This is a genomic window from Paenibacillus thalictri (genome assembly GCF_004307995.1).
Classification (GTDB): Bacteria; Bacillota; Bacilli; order Paenibacillales; family NBRC-103111; genus Paenibacillus_AF; species Paenibacillus_AF thalictri.
Window position 1 is genome coordinate 162,971 of the sequence record NZ_SIRE01000004.1, and the last position, 19,461, is coordinate 182,431.

18 protein-coding genes are annotated in these 19,461 nt (G+C 52.5%); 14 read left to right on the forward strand and 4 right to left on the reverse strand.

Annotated features, from left to right (window positions below; all coding sequences use genetic code 11):
• Positions 1-100: 100 nt before the first annotated feature.
• The 3 genes from EYB31_RS05330 (at position 101) to EYB31_RS05340 (ending at position 3,257) form a co-directional block, all read left to right on the forward strand.
• Positions 101-1,162 (forward strand): ABC transporter substrate-binding protein, encoded by a 1,062-nt coding sequence (locus EYB31_RS05330; protein WP_165452226.1) that lies wholly within the window; start codon positions 101-103, stop codon positions 1,160-1,162.
• A gap of 95 nt (positions 1,163-1,257) precedes the next feature.
• Positions 1,258-2,229 (forward strand): FecCD family ABC transporter permease, encoded by a 972-nt coding sequence (locus tag EYB31_RS05335; RefSeq protein WP_240762079.1) that lies wholly within the window; start codon positions 1,258-1,260, stop codon positions 2,227-2,229.
• Positions 2,226-3,257 carry a FecCD family ABC transporter permease gene (locus EYB31_RS05340; RefSeq protein WP_131012254.1) on the forward strand — a complete coding sequence of 344 codons (1,032 nt, stop codon included), beginning with the start codon at positions 2,226-2,228 and terminating at the stop codon, positions 3,255-3,257. The genes EYB31_RS05335 and EYB31_RS05340 overlap by 4 nt, the downstream gene beginning before the upstream one ends.
• Before the next feature lie 106 nt (positions 3,258-3,363).
• Here the strand turns inward: EYB31_RS05340 and EYB31_RS05345 are convergent, their stop codons facing one another.
• Positions 3,364-3,747, reverse strand: a complete 384-nt coding sequence (locus EYB31_RS05345; RefSeq protein WP_131012255.1) for a hypothetical protein — start codon at positions 3,745-3,747, stop codon at positions 3,364-3,366.
• A gap of 180 nt (positions 3,748-3,927) precedes the next feature.
• Between EYB31_RS05345 and EYB31_RS05350 the strand changes: the two genes are divergently transcribed.
• On the forward strand, positions 3,928-4,266 hold the full coding sequence (locus EYB31_RS05350) for a hypothetical protein (RefSeq protein ID WP_131012256.1): 339 nt from the start codon (positions 3,928-3,930) through the stop codon (positions 4,264-4,266).
• A 17-nt stretch (positions 4,267-4,283) separates the two neighbouring features.
• Here EYB31_RS05350 and EYB31_RS05355 read toward each other — a convergent pair whose 3' ends face one another.
• Both EYB31_RS05355 and EYB31_RS05360 read right to left on the reverse strand, forming a co-directional pair.
• Positions 4,284-5,753, reverse strand: coding sequence for a response regulator transcription factor (locus tag EYB31_RS05355; RefSeq protein WP_131012257.1), 1,470 nt, complete (start codon positions 5,751-5,753; stop codon positions 4,284-4,286).
• Complete coding sequence (locus EYB31_RS05360; protein WP_165452227.1) at positions 5,731-7,497, reverse strand: sensor histidine kinase; 1,767 nt, start codon at positions 7,495-7,497, stop codon at positions 5,731-5,733. Before EYB31_RS05360 ends, EYB31_RS05355 begins: the two co-directional genes overlap by 23 nt.
• Positions 7,498-7,724: 227 nt before the next feature.
• Between EYB31_RS05360 and EYB31_RS05365 the strand changes: the two genes are divergently transcribed.
• The 4 genes from EYB31_RS05365 to EYB31_RS05380 are packed head-to-tail and all read left to right on the forward strand — an operon-like array spanning position 7,725 to position 11,593.
• Positions 7,725-9,026 carry an ABC transporter substrate-binding protein gene (locus EYB31_RS05365; RefSeq protein WP_131012259.1) on the forward strand — a complete coding sequence of 434 codons (1,302 nt, stop codon included), beginning with the start codon at positions 7,725-7,727 and terminating at the stop codon, positions 9,024-9,026.
• 40 nt (positions 9,027-9,066) lie between these two features.
• Positions 9,067-9,957: a carbohydrate ABC transporter permease gene (locus EYB31_RS05370; RefSeq protein WP_206105436.1), complete on the forward strand. Its 891-nt coding sequence runs from the start codon at positions 9,067-9,069 to the stop codon at positions 9,955-9,957.
• Complete coding sequence (locus EYB31_RS05375; RefSeq protein WP_131012260.1) at positions 9,957-10,775, forward strand: carbohydrate ABC transporter permease; 819 nt, start codon at positions 9,957-9,959, stop codon at positions 10,773-10,775. The genes EYB31_RS05370 and EYB31_RS05375 overlap by 1 nt, the downstream gene beginning before the upstream one ends.
• A gap of 59 nt (positions 10,776-10,834) precedes the next feature.
• Entirely contained in the window at positions 10,835-11,593 is a 759-nt protein-coding gene (locus EYB31_RS05380) for a DUF1868 domain-containing protein (RefSeq protein ID WP_131012261.1), read from the forward strand.
• Between the two features lie 255 nt (positions 11,594-11,848).
• Here EYB31_RS05380 and EYB31_RS05385 read toward each other — a convergent pair whose 3' ends face one another.
• Complete coding sequence (locus EYB31_RS05385) at positions 11,849-13,408, reverse strand: copper amine oxidase N-terminal domain-containing protein (protein ID WP_165452228.1); 1,560 nt, start codon at positions 13,406-13,408, stop codon at positions 11,849-11,851.
• Between the two features lie 217 nt (positions 13,409-13,625).
• Here EYB31_RS05385 and EYB31_RS05390 point away from each other — a divergent pair, with 217 nt between their 5' ends.
• The 6 genes from EYB31_RS05390 to EYB31_RS05415 all read left to right on the forward strand — a co-directional run bounded on the left by EYB31_RS05390 (position 13,626) and on the right by EYB31_RS05415 (position 19,458).
• Positions 13,626-14,153: a sigma-70 family RNA polymerase sigma factor gene (locus tag EYB31_RS05390; RefSeq protein ID WP_131012263.1), complete on the forward strand. Its 528-nt coding sequence runs from the start codon at positions 13,626-13,628 to the stop codon at positions 14,151-14,153.
• Between the two features lie 64 nt (positions 14,154-14,217).
• On the forward strand, positions 14,218-15,423 hold the full coding sequence (locus tag EYB31_RS05395; RefSeq protein WP_131012264.1) for a hypothetical protein: 1,206 nt from the start codon (positions 14,218-14,220) through the stop codon (positions 15,421-15,423).
• Between the two features lie 11 nt (positions 15,424-15,434).
• Positions 15,435-16,382, forward strand: coding sequence for an ABC transporter ATP-binding protein (locus EYB31_RS05400; RefSeq protein WP_131012491.1), 948 nt, complete (start codon positions 15,435-15,437; stop codon positions 16,380-16,382).
• Complete coding sequence (locus EYB31_RS05405) at positions 16,379-17,260, forward strand: ABC transporter permease subunit (RefSeq protein WP_131012265.1); 882 nt, start codon at positions 16,379-16,381, stop codon at positions 17,258-17,260. Before EYB31_RS05400 ends, EYB31_RS05405 begins: the two co-directional genes overlap by 4 nt.
• Positions 17,261-17,282: 22 nt before the next feature.
• The gene (locus EYB31_RS05410) at positions 17,283-17,993 is read left to right on the forward strand and encodes a response regulator transcription factor (RefSeq protein ID WP_420819424.1); all 711 of its coding nucleotides are present in this window, start codon (positions 17,283-17,285) and stop codon (positions 17,991-17,993) included.
• On the forward strand, positions 17,971-19,458 hold the full coding sequence (locus EYB31_RS05415; protein WP_131012266.1) for a sensor histidine kinase: 1,488 nt from the start codon (positions 17,971-17,973) through the stop codon (positions 19,456-19,458). Before EYB31_RS05410 ends, EYB31_RS05415 begins: the two co-directional genes overlap by 23 nt.
• Positions 19,459-19,461: the final 3 nt, after the last annotated feature.

Genomic DNA, 19,461 nt, shown 5'->3' on the forward strand with positions numbered 1-19,461 from the left:
TGTAAAGTTTTTGTAAATATTTAGATTGACTTTGGAAATAGGCACCCATATAATGATAACGATTATCATTTGCATTATAATAGAAGAAAGAGGGGTCTTTATGTCTTCATACAAGAGAACATCCTTTGGTTTACCCATCTTGCTAGCCCTCCTGCTTGTCCTTAGCGCTTGCGGCGGGTACAAAAGCGACACCGCCAAGGAAGCTGCAGGTAGCAGCAAACCTGCGGAGCAAAGCGCCGCCGCGGAAACGAAAAGCGCAGCAACTCCGGCCCCCGCGCCGGCAGCTCCCACACCGGCAGCCGCTCCGGCGGATGCGAAGAAACGGACGATTACCCACACTTTGGGACAAACGGAAGTTCCGGCAGCGCCGACCCGGGTTATTGCTTTAACGCAGCATTTTACCGACCATCTCGTTTCTCTGGGCATTGTTCCTGTCGGTTCCGCCGTTCGGGAAGCGGGAGACTTCGAACCGTACATCGCTTCGCAGCTGAAAGGAAGCGAGTCCATCGGCCAAGCGGCTGCCCCGAACCTGGAGAAGGTGCTGCAGCTGAAACCCGATCTGATTATCGGGACGGAGAAATATCATGTGAAATCGTACGAAGCTTTGGGCAAGATTGCGCCAACGATCATTTACGGCGAGAAGGATATGGAGGGCGATTGGCCTAAAGTGTTCTTGAGCATCGGGGAAGCTGTGGGCAAAGCCGATTTGGCCAAGCAGAAGCTGCAGGAATTCAACGACAAAACAAAATCGTTAAAAGAGAAACTTGCGGCGAAAGTTGGAGATAAAACGGTTGTCTTCTTTAAAGTGTCGGATAAAGATACAAGAATACTCGGGAACAAAAGCCCGTTTGGCAAAATCGCCTACGAGCAGTTGGGGCTGAAATATCCGGCCGGATTGCCGGATGAAACCAACGAGGTGAAGATCGCGCTGGAGAAACTGCCGGAGATCAATCCCGACTACATTTTCCTGATGGACATCAATGTGCCGGAATATGTCGACAAGATGAACCAAACCATTCAGACTCCGCTGTGGAAAAGCTTGCGGGCCGTGCAGGACAAACACATGTATATGGAGCCTTACCGTTCTACAGGAACCGGATTCAGCTTGACCTTGTACAATATGATGGTTGATGCCGTGGGCAAGGAGCTGCTCAGCCCATGAGCCGGGGAACCGTCACCGGCGGCGGCAGCCCCCATGCAGCTGTACCCTTACAGAAAAGAAGGCTGAGTCCTTCTTTTCTTATTTTCATATCGGTTATGTTTATCGCAGCTGGGCTTGCCGTATCGCTTGCGGTAGGCGCTGCCAACATCAGCTTAACGACAATCTGGGAAGCGGCGGCGCATTACGATCCATTGAAGGTGCAGCATTTTACCGTACTCTCCGTGCGTCTGCCACGTTCCATCACCGCAGTGATTGTCGGCGCGTGCTTTGGCATATCGGGAGCTATCATGCAAGGCATGACGCGTAATCCCCTTGCCAGTCCGAGCATTATGGGCGTATCCGCCGGCGCCGGATTTGCGCTTGTGGTGGCTATGGCCTTTTATCCGGGCTTTACGTATCACGAGATGATCCTGGTCTCCCTGCTTGGCGCGGCGCTGGGGACGATGATTGTATACGGCATCGGTACAGGATCTTCCACGATATTTTCGACCGGACAATACAGCCATGTCAGATTCGCCTTAGCCGGAGCCGCAGTGACGGCGATGCTGCATGCCTTGTCCCACGGCCTTCAAATCTATTACGGCATCTCGATGCAGGTCATGTACTGGTACGCCGCGGGCATCGCCGGCGTAAAATGGGACGATGTGCTGGCTATCGCTCCGTGGGCGCTGGCCGGCATCGTTTCGGCGCTGCTGCTTGGACGCAGCATCTCCATGCTGAGTCTGGGGGACGAAGTAGCCGCAGGCTTAGGGAATCGCGTGAAGCGGGTCAAGTTATTCGGCGCGCTGACCGTTTTTGCGCTGACGGGGTCCGCTGTCGCTGTGGCCGGTCCGATCGGCTTTATCGGCCTCATTGTCCCTCATCTCACGCGCTTCCTGATCGGACTGGATTACCGGTATGTCATCCCGTGCTCCGGTCTCCTCGGCGGCGCTCTTCTGTTGACCGCCGATACGGTATCGCGCCTTGTCAATCCGCCGCAGGAAACGCCGGTCGGCGTCCTGACCACCATGCTGGGCGTGCCTTTCTTTCTTTATTTGGCGCGGAAGGAGAGGAGCTCGAACTTATGAGAAAATCGGCTTCTTTGTCTTTGGCGGGCAATAACCGAACGGCGGCCGGCGTTTTTACCGTCTTATTGCTTATTTTGTGCGCGGCAATGCTCATCAGTCTGAACTCAGGACTTATTCGCTTAAGTCCGCTTGAGGTCGCCAAAACCTTATTTGGATTCGGAAGCAGCGACTCTTCGATTGTGCTATACCATCTGCGGCTCCCGAGAATCCTCATCGCGGCGCTTGTCGGCGCGGCCTTTGCCGTATCCGGCTCTCTGATGCAGGGAATATCGCAGAATAGCCTGGCTGATCCGGGCATACTCGGCATCAATGCAGGCGCCGGGCTGGCGGTTGTATTGTACATTGCATTTTTTTACCGCAAAATCCAGCATGCTCCCGTATTTATGCTTCCGATGGTGGCGCTCATAGGAGCCATAGCCGCGGCGATTCTTGTCTTTGCCTTGTCTTACCGGCACGGCAAAATCGTTCCCGTTCGTCTCGCGCTTGTCGGCATCGCTACAGGCTCGGGAATCAGCGCTTGCATGCTGTTTCTGACGTACCGGATGAACGCGTACAATTACGATTTTGTGAAAATTTGGATGTCCGGCAGCGTATGGGGCAGCAACTGGACTTATGTATGGGTTTCCTTGGTATGGATCGGCGTACTTGTCCCTTATGCCATCTACAAATCGAACAGGTTGAACCTGCTGGAGCTTGGAGAGGAACTCGCCATCGGGGCAGGGGTTTCCGTACAGCGTGAACGCATCGTGCTGATGGCAGTGGCCGCCGGGCTAGCCGGAACCGCCGTCGCTGTAGCGGGAAGTATCGGCTTCGTCGGACTGATCGCCCCCCACCTGGCGAGAAGAACGGTCAGCCTGAATTATAAAATGTCGCTGCCCGCCTCCGCGATCATCGGCGCCATACTCGTCGTGCTCTCCGACACTCTTGGCCGGGTGATCGTCCAGCCCACGGAAATTCCGGTCGGCATCATTGTCGCCGCGTTAGGCGGTCCTTATTTCCTTTATTTATTAGCGAGGAAGCAAAAGTGAAGTGAACCTCATTCACTCCTCCGCGCATCCCAAAAGCCGCCGGTTCACGGATCGTGATTTCGGCGGCTTACTCCTACTAAAGGGCATTGTTTTGCAAACTCGAATTCTACGAGATCAGGCTGATTTTCTCCAACGTTTCCTGCTTCAGCTGATCCAGCAGCTTCGCTTTCTTCTTCTCACTGAGCCTCTGCCGTTTGACCAAAAGCTCCAGCTCATACAACGCCACATCTTTCAGCGTCTCTTTATCGGTATCCAGAAAGTAAAAGTAGTCCTCATTCATCTGGTCCCGGTGCCCGTTTACGATAAACTTTCCGTTTTTGCGGCTTAAAAGCAGGCGGTCATCGTTGCCGTTAATATCGATATGTGCCAAAACTTCAATCTCCAGTATGTAATCTTTAATGTATTTATTTTCCGCTTCAAAAAAAGATTTTCCTGTTTCCTCCATAATATTCAGAATCAAACCTTCCGTTTCTATGCTTGCATATTTCATATAACCGCTCCTTATTCCGAAATTGGCAACGCGGGTGCTGCCGTTGCTGTGCAAGCCTCACTCACGCATGTTGTGTCTGCCCGCCTCTGTCCAAATTTTATACTCCTTCGACAAATTTCACCAGAAAAACTTCGGAACATGTCATATCCTATTCATATATGATTCCCGGGAGGCGCTGTATTGAAAGTCATCGGATTTTTCCCTTTGTTTCAAACGCGGAGTACAGAAATCAATCTGATCAAAAACATGCTGGTCAAAGCAGGTTTCATCTATGCGGCCACCGCACGAACGGTGCAGGAGGTTAAGCCAATATTGGGGGACCATCCGGACGTCAAGGTCATCGCACTTCACGGCTTCAACAGCAGCGGGTGGAGCCAAATCGATAAGCTGCGTCTTACTATGCTGATATCCAGTCATCATCTGAAATGGGTTCACACGGGGCCTGACGACGGCTGCGATATGCAAAAACTCATCGCCGTCAAAGAAGAGCTGGCCTGGGAAGAGGCGGGACAACAGTAAAGTCCGGGAGGGCATAGTCACATTTTTTTGTACTCTTGGGGTGAGATGCCGTAATGTTTAGCGAACAGTTTGCTGAAATGGCTTGTGCTGTAAAAACCAACCTTTCTTGTCACATCGTGCACCGATAAGTCGCTCTCCATAAGCAGCCGTTTCGCCTCTTTCATTCTTAAATCGGATACATATTCAACAAATCGGCTGCCCGTTTCCTTATGAAAGAGAGCGCTCAAATAATTAGGGCTGATGCCAAACAGATCAGCCACCTTGGCGACGCTGATGTCTTCCGTGTAATAAGTGTTGGCGTAAGCAACGATAGAGCGGATCAGCTGGCTTCGTTCGGTTTGGGAGCCAAGCAAACGTCTGCAAAAATCAAGCAATTCGTTTTTGAAACGGGAGTACCCGGCATCCGGCTGGGCGAAAATGCCCAAGGTGGAGCGTAAAAATAAGCTTGCTGCCCGAATTGCCTGCGGGTTACTATGCATTTGGCCGGCTTCTGCCAGCGAGAACAAGTTTTCGGCCACGCGGTTAAACTCCACGTAACTTTGAGCCGCATGGCAGCGGGTCAACTCGACAAGCAGCTTGGAAACAGGCAAATAATCCGGCTTGTCCCGCACGATAACTTCCAGAAATGATTGTGAATATTCAGCGGCAGTACCAAGCAAAGCCCTTAAACAAGTTAACTTCAATAACTCCTCATAAGCTGTAGTAAACAACCGTATTGGAACCATACGGCCGGAGACCCATGTGACCGCTGCCGCCCCCTGTTTCTGACGCCAGGCTGCCGTCATATTTCGGATTTCAGACAAGCAAGCGGACAACTTGTCATTGCCTGCATCGCCAGCTGGCCGGCTGCCAAATACAAGCAGCCATTCGTTATCACGCGGCTTCAGCACTGCCATGTGAACATGGCGGCTCATGAAAGGGGCGGCGCATAGTCTCGCTTGCTCCAGCCAATCTTCGGAAGCCAGCCGGTTAGTCCCCTGGATACCGTCAAAAGAGACGGCCGCGAGCTGGCAGTTCATTCCGTCCGGCGGCAAAGGCTCGCCTGCGACAGTCGCCGTTGCTGCAATCATCTCAGCGATCTGCAGTGAAAAAAGCCGGTTTCTTTCGGCGGCTCGGCGGGCCAGCAGCAGCTCTATATTGTGCATCACCGTTTGGAGCTGCTCAAAACTAGCCGGCTTGAGCAAATATTCGTTGATACGCAGTGCAACCGCTTTGCGGGCATAATCAAATTCCGAGAAACCCGTCAAGATCACAAACTCGGTTTGCGGCGAAGTCTTCATGCCCTGCTCGATGGCGTCCAGACCGCTGAGGCGGGGCATCTTAATATCCACGAAAGCAACGTCGGGCTGCAGCACTTCCAGCAGCCTCAGCATGTCCAAACCGTCGGTCGCTTCCTCAATCCGCAGTTCCGGAATATTCAGCTTCTCCAGATTGTACCGGATTGACTGCCGGATCAGATGCTCGTCATCCGCTATGAGTATGTCCATGAAAGTTGGCCTCCGGTATTATGATGGCAATACGTGTCCCCGCCCCCGGGGCGCTCTCAAGCTCAAACCTGCTGTCGGGAAAACAAAGCTGCAGCCGTTCTCGTGTATTGGTCAGTCCGATTTGCCCGTATTCCTGCAGCTGTTCCGGATCAAACCCGATTCCGTCATCTTCGATCACAATCCGCACAAACGGCACTCCGGCTTCCACCACGGTATCCGCCGATATCGTCAGCCTGCATGGCCGGCTGAGCGGCTCAATTCCGTGAATAATTGCATTTTCGGCCAAAGGCTGCAGCAGCAGCTTAGGCACTTTATGCAAACGGATGCCGTCTTCGCACGACACATGAACTTGTAGTCGCTCCCCGAATCGGAGCTGCTGGAGAGAACCGTATTTTTCAATAAGGGTCAGCTCTTCCTCCAGGGTCGTCATGTCCGGGTGATTCAAAATGTACCGCAGCAGCAAGGTCAAATCGATGATCGACTTCTCCAGCAGCTCCCGCTCGCCGATCTGATTCAGCGCAACAAACCCACCCAGCATGTTGTACAAGAAATGGGGCTGGATTTGCGACTGGAGCGCTTTGTATTCGGAGTTCCGCTGCTTCAGCTTAAGCACGTATTCGACCTCGATTTTCTGCTTCAATTCTTCGATCATCGAATTCAGCGACCTGCCGATCACATCGAATTCATCTGTCGTTCGGGAGCGGTAACGGGCCGAAAAGTCGCCCTGCTCGATCTTGCCCATCGTTTTAATAATATCCTTGACCGGCCCCATCACTTTGCGTGACAACCCTTGATAAAACAAAAACGCAACAACAAGGCATACGATATACAACAAGGCGGAGTTGACATAAATCCACAGCGTCTTTTTTTCCAGAGCGGAATAAGAGAGCAGCACGACAAGCTCCCAATTATAGGGCGCCACCGTTCGCCGGATGACCATATAGGACTGGCCGCCGTCGCTTACAACCGAACGATTGTCGGGCATAGTCCGAAATAACGCCGGCGATACGTCATGATTGGCGTAGACGAAATGACGTTCTTCATCCAGCAGTACGATGTGCGACGGGACATGAAAATCGATATCCTGGAACATTTTCTGCAGTACAACGGTGTTGGCATCCGCTATAATGACGCTAATAGGCTGGCGCGACGGGATATCCCGGATCGTGCGCGCCACGGAGAAGACGGTTTCCCCTTTGGTGCGCGTGAAGTAATCCTGCTTATGGGGGTTGACGAACACGGCGTTCCCGGCAGCCTCAATCGCTTTGCGGTACCAATCGGTTTCGGCAAATTCATAATTGTCCGCCACATCGTTTAACGGATTATTAGTGGAATAAAACAAAGGCTTATTATCCGCGACAATCAAGGTACTCATAATATCCTTGCGTGTGTTCCTGACAAAACGCAGCTGGGAATCCAGCATATTGGTAATGCTGAGCACCTGGTATCTGCTCAGACTTTCATAGGATTCTGACGCCTTGACCTTCAACGCATAAATAAAATCGTCATTGTAATAAGGAATAAGGGTCAGCTGGTCCAACTCGTTTAAGTAACTGGAGAGGCTCTGCGATAAAGAAATCAGCGTATTATCGATAAGAATGCCGGTATCTTCGCTAGTTCTCTCGATATAAAAGCGCGCCCCGATATACGTAGTGAGCATAAGCGGCAGCAAAGTGCTCGCTACAAAAATCAGCACGAGTTTCATATTCAGCGGCCGGTATAACCCGAAGACCAAACCCTTCATAACTGAATCAACCTTTCCGCAAGCGGATACAGAGCCTCTTGTGAGACATATTCGCCTCTTGTGACACGTATTCGACATGGGAATGGGACTTCCTTCTTCAGCCCTTGGGCCGGAAGCCGGATCATAGAAATCAGCAGGAGAAGTGTAGTTTTGAGCGTAATGAAGCCGCTTTTCATCCGTTATACTGGCCTTGTGAACAAATACAAATCAAAGGAGATCAACATTTTATGGGCAAAATGACAAAGCTTGGCGTTATCGGTTTGACAGCGCTTTTGGCAGCGGCCTGCTCGAACGGAGGAAGCGGCAATCAGGCGGCTCCCTCCCCCGCGGGCGGAGCTGGGACAGGAGCTGCTGCCGCGAAGGAAACCAAGGAAGTCAAACTGACGATGATGACCAATGCCACCGGGACGACGTTTGACGCCATTCAAGCGGTAATTGACGGTTTTACCAAAGAAAACCCGAATATCAAGGTCGACTTCAGCACCCAAGGCAAAGACTATGAGCAGCTGATGAAAGCCAAAATGGCCTCCAACGACTTGCCGGACTTATTCGCCACACACGGCTGGTCCGTGAACCGTTACAGCGAGTATTTGCGCCCGCTCAACGATCAGCCCTGGTTCGGCAGTCTGACGGATACGATTAAACCGACCATTTCCGATAAGAAAGGCAATGTCTTTGTGCTTCCGCTGAATATCGACCAATCAGGCATCGTTTACAATAAAAAGGTGCTGAAAGACCTCAATCTGGAAGTACCCAAGACGTGGCAAGAGCTGCTGGCGGCGTGCAAGATCATCAAAAACGCCAATATCACCCCCATCTATATCGGCGGCAAAGACACCACCAAGCTGGCGGGTTTCTTTAATAAGCTGGCCCCTACCGTGCTCATATCGGATAAATCGCACAATTACGGCGACTCTCTCAAGGACGGCAGCTTCGACTGGAGCAAGTGGAATACGGTTTCGCAACAGCTGGCCGATTTGAAGAAGGAAGGTTACCTGAACAAAGATGTCGTCACAGCCGATCCTTTGAGCGCAGCGGAGAAGCTGGCTACCGGCAAAGCGGCCTTCCTGATGGAGAACAATGCCATTGTCGCCGAAGCCAAGAAGATCAATCCTGACGCCCAGATCGGCATGATGCCGGTACCCGCCTTCCATCCAGGAGACGAACCGATCTTAAACGGCGGCGAACGCGAAGCGTTTGGCGTATGGAAGCAATCGAAAAATACCGAAGCGGCGCTGCAATTGCTCAATTATATGGCCAAAAGCGAAAATATCGCCAAAGTAGCGGCAGCAACAGGGATGCCGGCAGGTCTCAAAAACGTTAAATACGACCTGGGCTCGCTGACCGAAGATTACACCAAATACAGCAATTTGCGGACGATTCCGGTATTTGATCGGGAGTTTCTGCCCAATGGCATGTGGAGCACGCTGAAAATCATCGGTCCTGCTATTCTCACGGGCGATATGACCGTAGAGGATTCATCCAGAATGATGAGCGACGACTACAAGAAGCTGCGCTCGCAAAAATAATGCGGCCGGCAAACACCCTATTTTCAGGCAGGAGAGTGCAATGAGACGCGGAATCCAACGTTTTCTACATTCGGATCAAGGTTTGTCCCTGATGTATGCACCCGCTTTATGTTTGTTTCTGCTGTTTGTCGCCTACCCGCTCCTTTCGGGCATCCATATTTCCTTCACCAACTGGAACGGCTATTCGCAAAAGTACGCATACATCGGATTTGAGAATTACAGCAAGCTTATGGCGGATCCGAGATTCAAAAAGGCGCTGCTGAATACGCTGGTGTACGGCTTTGGCAGCGCGCTGCTGCAAAATATGTTTGGCGTCCTGTACGCGCTGCTGCTCAACATGAAATTCGGCAGCCGCATGCTGGTGCGCACCGTCATTTATATGCCGGTTATCGTGGCACAATTGATCATGGGCTACATCTTTTATTTCCTCGTGCAATATGACGGCGGAGCCTTTAACGATCTGCTTGCCGCGATTGGTCTTGAGCCGGTGGACTGGATGGCCGAAGGCCGGCGAGCGGTCTGGATCATCACCGCCATCAATGCTTTTCAGTTCGTCGGCACCTCCATGATTATTTATTTGGCCGGCATTCAAGGAATCCCCCCTTCGCTGCAAGAAGCCGCCACAATTGACGGCGCCGGCGCCTGGGGACGGCTGCGCCGCATTACGCTGCCGCTGCTGATCCCCGCGATTACGACCAGCTTTATGCTCAATCTGATCGGCGGACTGGAGCTGTTCGCCGTCGTCATCTCGCTGACCTCCGGAGGGCCGGGATTTGAGTCGCATTCGATGTCATCTTTGATCAATTACTTTTATTTTGAAAATCAGAATGCCGGTTATGCAGCTGCGATAGGCCTGATTACGTTCATCCTGGTCCTGACTGTAAGCTGGGTGATGATGAACGTATTCAGAAAGCGGGAGGTGGAATATTGATGACCGCACGTTATGCAGGTTTGCTGAAAAACACAGCCGGACTTCTTATCGCCGCCGCCCATTTCGTGCCCTTCTATATCCTAATCGTGATGGCGCTGAAGAAAAACAACGACTTCTCCTCCCGCTGGGCATTCCCGGATTACATCTATCTCGACAACTTCCGGCTGGCGTTCGGCGGCGGCAAGCTGATGCAGGCGATGTTCAACAGCCTGATTGTGACGGTATGTTCGGTTGCGCTTGTGGCGTTGCTTGGGGCGATGGCGGCTTATCCGTTCGCGCGCGTCAAGACCAGGTTTAATCTCGCCATACTGAGTCTGATTATGGCCGTCATGATGGTTCCCAAGCTGACAGTCCTAGTTCCCTTGTATAAACTGGTCAGCGGGCTGGGGGGCGTGAGCACCTATTGGGGCATCGTGCTGCTGATTACGACTTATAAGCTGCCGGCCTGCATTTTCCTGTATTCGAATTTTATTTCCACGATCCCCCGGGCGCTGGATGAGGCGGCAACGATCGACGGCTGCAGCAAATTCAGCGTGTTCTACCGTATCCTGCTGCCCTCGATGATGCCGGTGACAGCTACCGTCATTATTATGAACAGCGTGTCGATCTGGAATGATTATTCGTTTTCGTTATACTTCATGCAGTCGCCACTTAAACGAACGGTGACACTGGCAATTTCGTCGTTTTTCAGCCAAAACAACACCAATTTAAACGCTGCCGCCGCCGCTGCTTTGCTGGCCATCGTCCCGGCCACGGTGCTGTATTTGTCGCTGCAGAAGCATTTTGTCAAAGGTATGGTGGACGGCTCGGTCAAATAGCAGGCTGGGCCGCTTCACCTCCTCATGTTAAATGAAAAGAAAGGTGGCTTCCCGTTCTCATGGACCATGCAAACACAAACCATCCCCTGACCGGCGGCACGCAAGCTGACCATAGTCAAGCTCAGACACTCCCTTCAGAAGCCGTAGGGCAGAGGCGAGCGTTCACCAAAGCGGTCGGCCGTAAATTTCACGAAGACGGCTCTGTCCGCTATTTCCCGGGAAACACCATCATCTGTCCGATCGGCCCGGACAATGAGGTCTACGCCAAACTCGTGAAGGCGGCCGAACGATTCGGCCAGCTAAGCTGCGCTCCCTGCTTTACGATGCTGCCCTCTTCAAGTTATCACATGACGGTCATTCAGGGCGTGTGCGAGGAAGACCGCAAGCCCCAGCTGTGGTCCAGCTTTCTGCCGCTGGATGTGCCGCTGGAGGCAGCAGACCGCTTTTTCAGAGAAAAGTGGCAGGCGGTACGCGTACCCGACGGATTTGCCATGACATTTGACTATTTGCATACGGACGGGGTGGCCTTGACCGTCAACCTGCAGCCGAATACCGCCGCCGACGCTCAGAGTTTAAGGCGCTTCCGCGACGAGGTTTCAGAGCAGTTCGGGCTGCGGTTTCCCGATCATGACGTTTACCGCTTCCACATTTCTCTTGGCTACCGCATTGCGGAGTTAACCGGTCGGGAAGAAGAGGAACTGCTCCGGTTCAAGCAGCATATGGAAGCGGAGTGGAGCGAGCAGTTTGGCGTATACCGTTCGGCGCCGCCGCAGCTGGTTTTTTTCAAAGATATGTTTAAATTCGCCGAGACCCGCTAGCAGAGAGTAAGAAAAACTTCTGATCGAAGCCCTTTCGATGGAGTACATTCGTGTCTTAGCGGAAGCTTTTCTTGCGAGCAGAAAGTTTAATTCGCGCTTTAGCGCTTTTAATATAGTTAAACTTTCTTTACTCTAAAAAAAGATTGCCTTCCGTCTGGCCTGTTAGGCCAAACAAGAGGCAATCTTTTTATTGCTCTGGCTTGCGGTTTTCCCGGGATCCTTTTTCCAGCTCAAGGTTGCGCATGCAACACGCCGCTAATCCCGCTCCACCTGAATATAATATGAGGTATCCGGATCCGCTATTACATTTCCGCCCAATTGTTCGACAATAAATCGGACAGGCACAAACAGTGTACCTTCGATATTTTCAACAGAACCGCCCATATCGACCGGCTGGCCATTGACTAGCGCAGTTTTGCTGTCCTGCTTGAACGTCCATTTGTTCGCTCCGACTTGCAGCGTCAACGTTCCGTCGCTTGTCTCTTCCATATTGGAAGCATAACCCAGCTTCGCGGCCAACATTTTTACCGGCGCATAAGCCATATTGTCAGAAATGTATCCGAACGGGAAAGCTTCCTCTAAAGATTCTCCCGAATCTTTGATTATTTCCAGCATGCTTGCCATATCCTCTTTTCTGTCCAGACTGACCGAAAAACTTTTCTTCGTCAGCTTCAGCTCGTATTTTAAATAGCGGAACAAATCGGACTTCTCATCCACTTGATCAAGCAATCGTTCCGGCGTATCCAGGTCATAAAGCATGACGCTTCCCTTTCCTTCGATGAGATCGGGCTGCACATTTTGGTCAATCTGTCCACGTTGGAAAGACAATGTGAACTTCCCGCTCTTCACTCCTTGATTCATACCCGGTTCATTTGCCCCGGTTACCTGCATCTCCAGTGCCCGCAGCACTTGGTTGGAATCCGCCGTTAACGAAATGTCTGTGCGGATACCGTCAAGATACCGTGCTTCCGATTCGTCCGCCCATGTCAACGCAAGGTAAGAGAGAATCGCTTTTTCCACACCATAAATGCCTTCCGAGGACATTTGTTTGTCCTCCAGCAGCTGTTTGAAGCTGTATGGCGTATCGTCAGCTTGTTCTGCAAAATAATCGTAAAGCACTGCGGCCATTTTTCTTAAACCTGGGTCATCAAGAGCGACGTTGCGCAGATGTGTCTTAATCAGCTGCTTTAGTTCTGCATCGTCCAGACTGAAGGCAACTTGGGTACCCACATAACCGTTATCATTTGTCCGGACGGTAAGCCCTTTTGGCGCAGGCAGGTTAGAGATGTTGAGTTTGACAAATTCCTGCCAAAGCTTTGTCAGGTCAGATTCCGTCTCGCCTGTAAAATAACCGGAGAGCAGTCCGATAAAAGGCACGTTATAAACCATTCTCGGCACCTTGACCAGATTGGCAATCCCTTTGTCGAGCACGAGCGGATGTTTGGCTCCTTCAATCTGTACAATTGCCGTTTCACCGCTTGAATAAAAATCAAATGGAATTTTCAGATTCCCTTTCTCCAAGAAACCTTTGACGGACCATCCCCCGGCTGCGTTATTCACCTTGATTGATGTAAGCGATAACTTCAAGCCGTTCAAATACCGGTAAATATCCAGATCTTTAACTTCATACGAACTAAGCTCGCTGACTGCCTTTTCGTCCATTTCAAACTCAAAACCGAAAGTCAGCTTCCCTTCGTATGATTTTAAATTGAACTCTTTTTCGGCCAATTTGCCGGGCTCCAGCTCACCCAGCGATGCGCAGCCGGAGAAAATCAATACGACGATGAGCAGCATTGCAACAAACCTGATTTTCATTTTTTTATTCACCTCCCCGCCATTGTAACAAACAACCATCAGAAAATTTGTCGTTTATTGTCGCTCTGTATATTTCATCATGATGGAGCTAAAACGATGCCCCGTTTACGAACCGGGAATGAAATAGTTCCCATCCCGTAAATCCTAAAAACGATTGATACAAAATCCGAACCGGGTCCGTCTTATATATAGCTGCAGCTGAAAGGAGGACAATCGATTGGAATCACAACAAACGACAGATTTTTTTCGCGAGGTGTTCTATATACATTACCCCACCGTGCGCCGCAAGCTGTTTGGGCTTGTACGCGACGAGGCGATTGCCGAGGATTTAGCTCAGGAGGTATTTCTGCGTCTGTACCGGAATCCGCCGGATGAACCGGCGTCGATGGGGGCTTGGCTGCACCGGGTGCTGACCAGGATCGCCTACGATTACTTGAACAAAAAGGCCCGCGAGCGGATGCTCCAGGAGAAGCAGACGCTTAATATGCTGGTTACCGGCGGAAGCGAACAGCCGTCCAACGAACAAGTTTTGATGAGGCAGCTGGACCAAGAGGAAGTCCGTGAGTGGCTGGAGGAGCTTCCCGAACGAGATCGTAAAGCGCTGATGCTGCGTTATTCGGGGTATAGCTACGCGGAGATTGCAGAGCAGCTGCAGGTGCGGCCGCCGCTTGTCGGCACACTGCTGCACCGGGCGACCGAACGTCTGAGAAGGCACGCCGAAGCTCAGACGCATGCGCAGCGGTAGCCGCTGCCGAGATCTGCAACAGTGGCTGTAAATAGTGCGGATTTACAGAATAGGAGGAATTTCGATGACCGAAACTAATCATAAAAACGAATTGGAACGGACTGACGCCGCTTGGGCCAAGCTGCAGCAAAAGTTGAAGCTGGAGCCCGAGCAGCCGCAATGGGCCCAGTGGTCGGAGACGTATTCGGCCGACGCCGCGCTTACCGGCAGCAACCGGGTCCGCGAAGCCGAGGAGAGTACCGCTTCCGCCGGGTCCATGCTCAGCTCGGATGCGCCCGCCGCGGCTGACGAGGCCGATCCGGCTGCACGCTACGGAACAGCAGCAGACAGCCGGGCTGACAGGAGCGCGAACCGCTCCGGCGCGTTCGGCAGCTGGCTGCGCAAACGCAAGAGATGGATCGCCGCGGTTGCGGCGGTGGCCGTAGTCGCCGTAACCGTCGCCACACCGACGGGCAACCAAGCGCTGGCCGCCATCTTGAACAGCTTCCGGATGCAGCAGCTTACCGTTGTGCAGCAGAACGACTTGCAAACGCTGCTCAACAGCGCTTTCGGAGACGGCAAAGAACGCGAAGCAATCAACAAATTCGGCACCTTCACGAATGTATCGGGTAAATCGATGCCGGAAGTCGAAGCAAGCGAAGCAGCCAAGGTCGTCGGCCACAAAGTGATTTTCCCCAAAGAATACAATATGAAGAAGGTGTACATCTCGCCGTCCAACAGCATCACGTTTAGAATGAACGTGGACGAAGTCAACAAAACGATGAAACGGCTCGGAGCCAAAAAGCTGCTCCCTGAATCTGTAGACGGCAAGCCGATTACATTAGAGATGGGGCCAATGGTCCACCTTTACGTCTTACAAGGCTCCGACGAAAAAAGAGACGTTCCCATTCCGGGTTATTCGTTCTCGCAAACGCCGGTCCCGACCGTCACGGTCGATCCTTCCATCCCCGTATCGGAAGCGCTTGACGCCGTGCTGCAATTCCCGCTGCTGCCCGAAGGTCTGAAGGAAAACTTGAAGACCGCAAGCGTCCTGCAGGGAGGATCCATTCCGCTGCCTATCATCGAGAATGGGCAAGTGGAAAAAGTCAAGCTGGCAGGCGTAGACGTCATCATCACCACTAACACCTACGATCGCGGCGTGGAAGGTCAACGCGCCTATTATTCGGCAACCTGGGTGAAAGACGGGCAGCTGTACAGACTGGACGGCAGCAACGCGCTGACCGACCGGCAAGCTGTCGTCAACAAAGCGACGGAGTTGATTCAATCTTGAGTTCCGCAAACATGATCGAAGCACACGGGTTAAGCAAAGATTACGGCAACGGCCGCGGCTGCCGCGGCATCACGCTTACCGTCGGAACAGGGGAAGCCTTTGGCTTCCTCGGTCCGAACGGAGCCGGCAAAAGCACGTTTGTCAAAATGCTCGTCGGACTCATCCGGCCGACAGGCGGACACGCAACAATCATGGGTGAGCCGATCGGTTCCATTGAAGCGCGCCGGCATATCGGCTATTTGCCGGAGCTGTACCGGTACCAGGAGTGGCTCAGCGGCGCGGAAGTCGTACAACTTCATGCCAAGCTGTGCGGCATCGGCCCGGCGGTTGCGGCAAAAAGGGTGCCCGAGCTGCTTGATCGAGTCGGTATCGGCCTCCGCGGCCGCGACCGGGTCAAGCATTACTCCAAAGGAATGCAGCAGCGGCTGGGACTCGCTTGCGCGATCGTGAACGATCCGAAGCTGGTATTTCTTGACGAACCCGCTTCGGCCCTTGATCCGATCGGGCGCATGGAAGTGCGCAACCTGCTGCACGAGCTGCGCAAACAAGGCACTACGATTTTCCTTAACTCGCACCTGCTGGAAGATGTCGAGCTGCTGTGCGATCGCGTAGCCTTGTTAAATAACGGAAACATTCTGCAGACCGGAACCGTATCGGACGTATTGCAGGAGAAAACCCGCTGGCACCTCCGTGTCGGCGGGTTAACGCCGTTTTTATTGGCGTGGCTCCAAGATATGGCAGCCAGTCCGATTGCAGTCGCGTTGCTCTCCGTTCCGGCGGGAAGCGATTCGGTATGGCTGGAAGCGGAGCTTGAGGACGACGAACAGATCGGCTGGCTGAACAGCCTTATAATCGAACAAGGCATGACGTTGTACGAGGTCAAACCAGCGAAAACAAGGCTGAATGAATGGTTTATGAGCGCGGTATCCGGACTCAGCCACAGGGGGGAACGCGCATGATGACGATCATCGGAATGACCTGGAGAGAGCTGCTGCGCAAGCGGGTTATGTTGTTGACGCTGCTGCTGACGGTCGTTTTTTTGCTTGCTTTCTGGTTTGTCGCCCAAACGCTGGGAGAACGTCTGAAAAGCTCGGCAAGGGATATGACAAGCACATCTTATTTGATCGACAGCTTTCAGACCGGCAGTGTGACGCTGACGCTCGGCTTTTTCTTTGGTTCTTTTGTTATTGCCTTTTTGTCCATATTCAGCTCTTTTTCCGTCGTCTCCGGTGAAGCGGAACAAGGTGTGCTGCAGGCGCTGCTGCCCCGGCCGCTGCCGCGCTGGCGTTGGTATATGGGGCGTTGGGTCGGCTATGTCAGCTTGGGTGTCGGTTATGCGCTGCTGCTGTTCGCCGCCATCCTTGTCATTACCAAAATCCATTCCAGCATTCCTTCCGATCCGGTATCATTAATCAAATCGTTCCTGCTTTTCGCTTTTTCCATACCGATGCTGGTATCGGCTTCCATGCTTGGTTCCTGCGTGTTTTCCGCGCTTGGCAACGGGGTGTTCATGACCATGCTGTACGGCGCCGGTTGGCTCGGCGGTATGATCGAGAAAGTGGGCACCATCTTGCACTTGGAAGAAAAAGCGATCAAACCCCTGCTTACGATTGCCGGCCTGATGTCCTTGGTGATGCCGTCCGAATCGGTCCAGCACCGCATGCTCGCGGAAATGTTCGCTTTATCCGAAATGCAGGATATCGTCAATGTGAATCAAGGTCTCGGACCCTTCAGCATAGGACTGATACCGTCCAATACCTTCCTGATTTATGCAGGCTGTTATACGGCAGCCGCATTAGTCATCGGCCTCCTGGTATTCCGCAGGAAAGATTTTTAACCGGAAATGAGGTGCTTTTCATATGGATAAAAAAGTGCTGGTCGTCGACGACGAGAGGTCCATCTCCAGCGCAGTCGTCTATGCCTTGGGTCGTGAAGGTTTTCAGGTCGAAACCGCAGCGAACGGAGAAGAGGCACTTATTGCCGCAGAGCGCTTCAGGCCGCATGTTCTCGTACTGGACGTCATGATGCCGGGCTTAAGCGGCTATGACGTATGCCGAAAGCTTGAGCATCGCAAGGGACTTGGAATTTTGCTGCTCACAGCCAAAAACGATATCGTTGACAAAGTTCTCGGTCTAGAGCTCGGCGCCGACGATTATATGACGAAGCCTTTCGATATACGAGAACTGGTGGCAAGAGTGCGCGCATTGGCTCGCCGTATAGAGAAAAGCCCGGACACGGGGACAGCCGATTCACTCGTCCTCGGCGCTTTGACGATTCAGCCGTCCAGCCGCCAAGCGGCAGTTCATGGCGAGCGGCTTCTACTAACTCCGAAAGAATTCGATCTGCTGTATCTCCTTGTCTCCCACCCTGAACGGGTATACACCAGGGAAGAGCTGCTGGAGCTCGTATGGGGCATCAATTATGCCGGAGGCACGCGAACGGTGGACATTCACATGCAGCGTATCCGCAAAAAATCGGGTCGGAACACCAGCAGCTTTTGCACACCGTTTACGGCATCGGCTATAAGGCAGGCCGGGGAGAATCCATATGAAACGGCGCTTTCATTTTAACTTAAACATCAAGTTTTCACTGCTGCTTGCGGTTCTGCTGCTGTTTACAGTCAGCGTATTAAGCATGCTTGTGCTTCGAGGCATCCGCGAAAACCAACGTGCCGGATTGGAGCGCGAAATGGCCGAACTGACAGGCCGGGCTGAAATGACGGTAAAGACAAGCTATCTCACGGGCGAACCCATCGCCTTGAAGCAATTTATGAAAAACCGCGGCATGGAGCTTGCTTATAAGCTGGGACAAGCAAGCGGGCTGCATATCAAGCTGTACGATGAGACCGGGACGGAGATCGGCAATTCGATGCCGATGGTGACTTCGCCGGAGTTTAGCGACGCCCGTCAGTACGCCCTGCAGCAAAAAATCGCTTATGTCGAAATGCAGGACACATTATATTACATCGCGCCGCTCCTGGTTAACCACAACATGGCCGGAGTTGTCGAGTTTCAGAAGCCCATCGGCGAGCTTAACGATTTTTACCGTCAGACGCAGCGTTTATTTATGCTGTTCGGCGCGGCGGTGCTGACTGTCAGCTTTATAATCGGGTTCCTCTATGTACACCGGCAGTCCAAAGCCATCGTGGCCCTAAATCATGCCGCGGGCGAGATCGGCAGCGGCCGTTATATTACACATGCGCCGCTGAAACGCAGCGACGAATTAGGAACGCTCAGCGAAGGCGTATACCGGATGAGCCGAGAAATAGAGAGCAGCATACAAGCGCTGGAATCGGAGAAAGCCAAGCTGATGGCAGCCGTTGGGAAATTGAAAGATCTGGAGCAGCAGCAAAGGCAATTTATTAACAATGTAAGCCACGAGCTGAAAACTCCGCTCACCGCAATCCTCGCTTACGCCGATCTGCTGGCGCTGTACGGGGATGATCCCGCCCTGCTCTGGCAAGCTCAGGAAAATATTCATAAAGAAGCTTCGCGCCTTTACGAGCTGGTGGAGAAAACGCTGCAGCTTACCAAGCTGGAAACGTACGCTTTCGAATATCAAGTTGAAGCGGTGGCGCTCGATGAACTGCTCCGCGACCTGTGTGCCCGGCTCCAAGCCAAAGCCGAAAAATTCGGGCTGACCATGCGCTTGAGCGCGCTTGCGGCGACGGTATGGGCGGAACGTGAAAGCCTTATTCATATTTTCGTGAATTTACTCGACAATGCGATCAAATACAACAAACCCGGAGGTTATGTGGATGTCGGATTAACAGCTTCGCAGGACCGGGCGGTTATCCGCATTGCCGACACCGGTATCGGCATTCCGGAAGAAGCCAGATCGCGTATCTTCGAGCCATTTTATACGGTGGATAAAAACCGTTCGCGCGAAACCGGCGGCACCGGCCTGGGGCTTGCACTGGTCAATGAATGGGTGGAGAAGCAGCGGGGCAGGATTATTTTAAATAGATCCGACGAGACGGGCAGCGAATTTGAAGTTACCTTTCCTTTGTATAAGAACAGCAGCGAGGATAAATAGTTT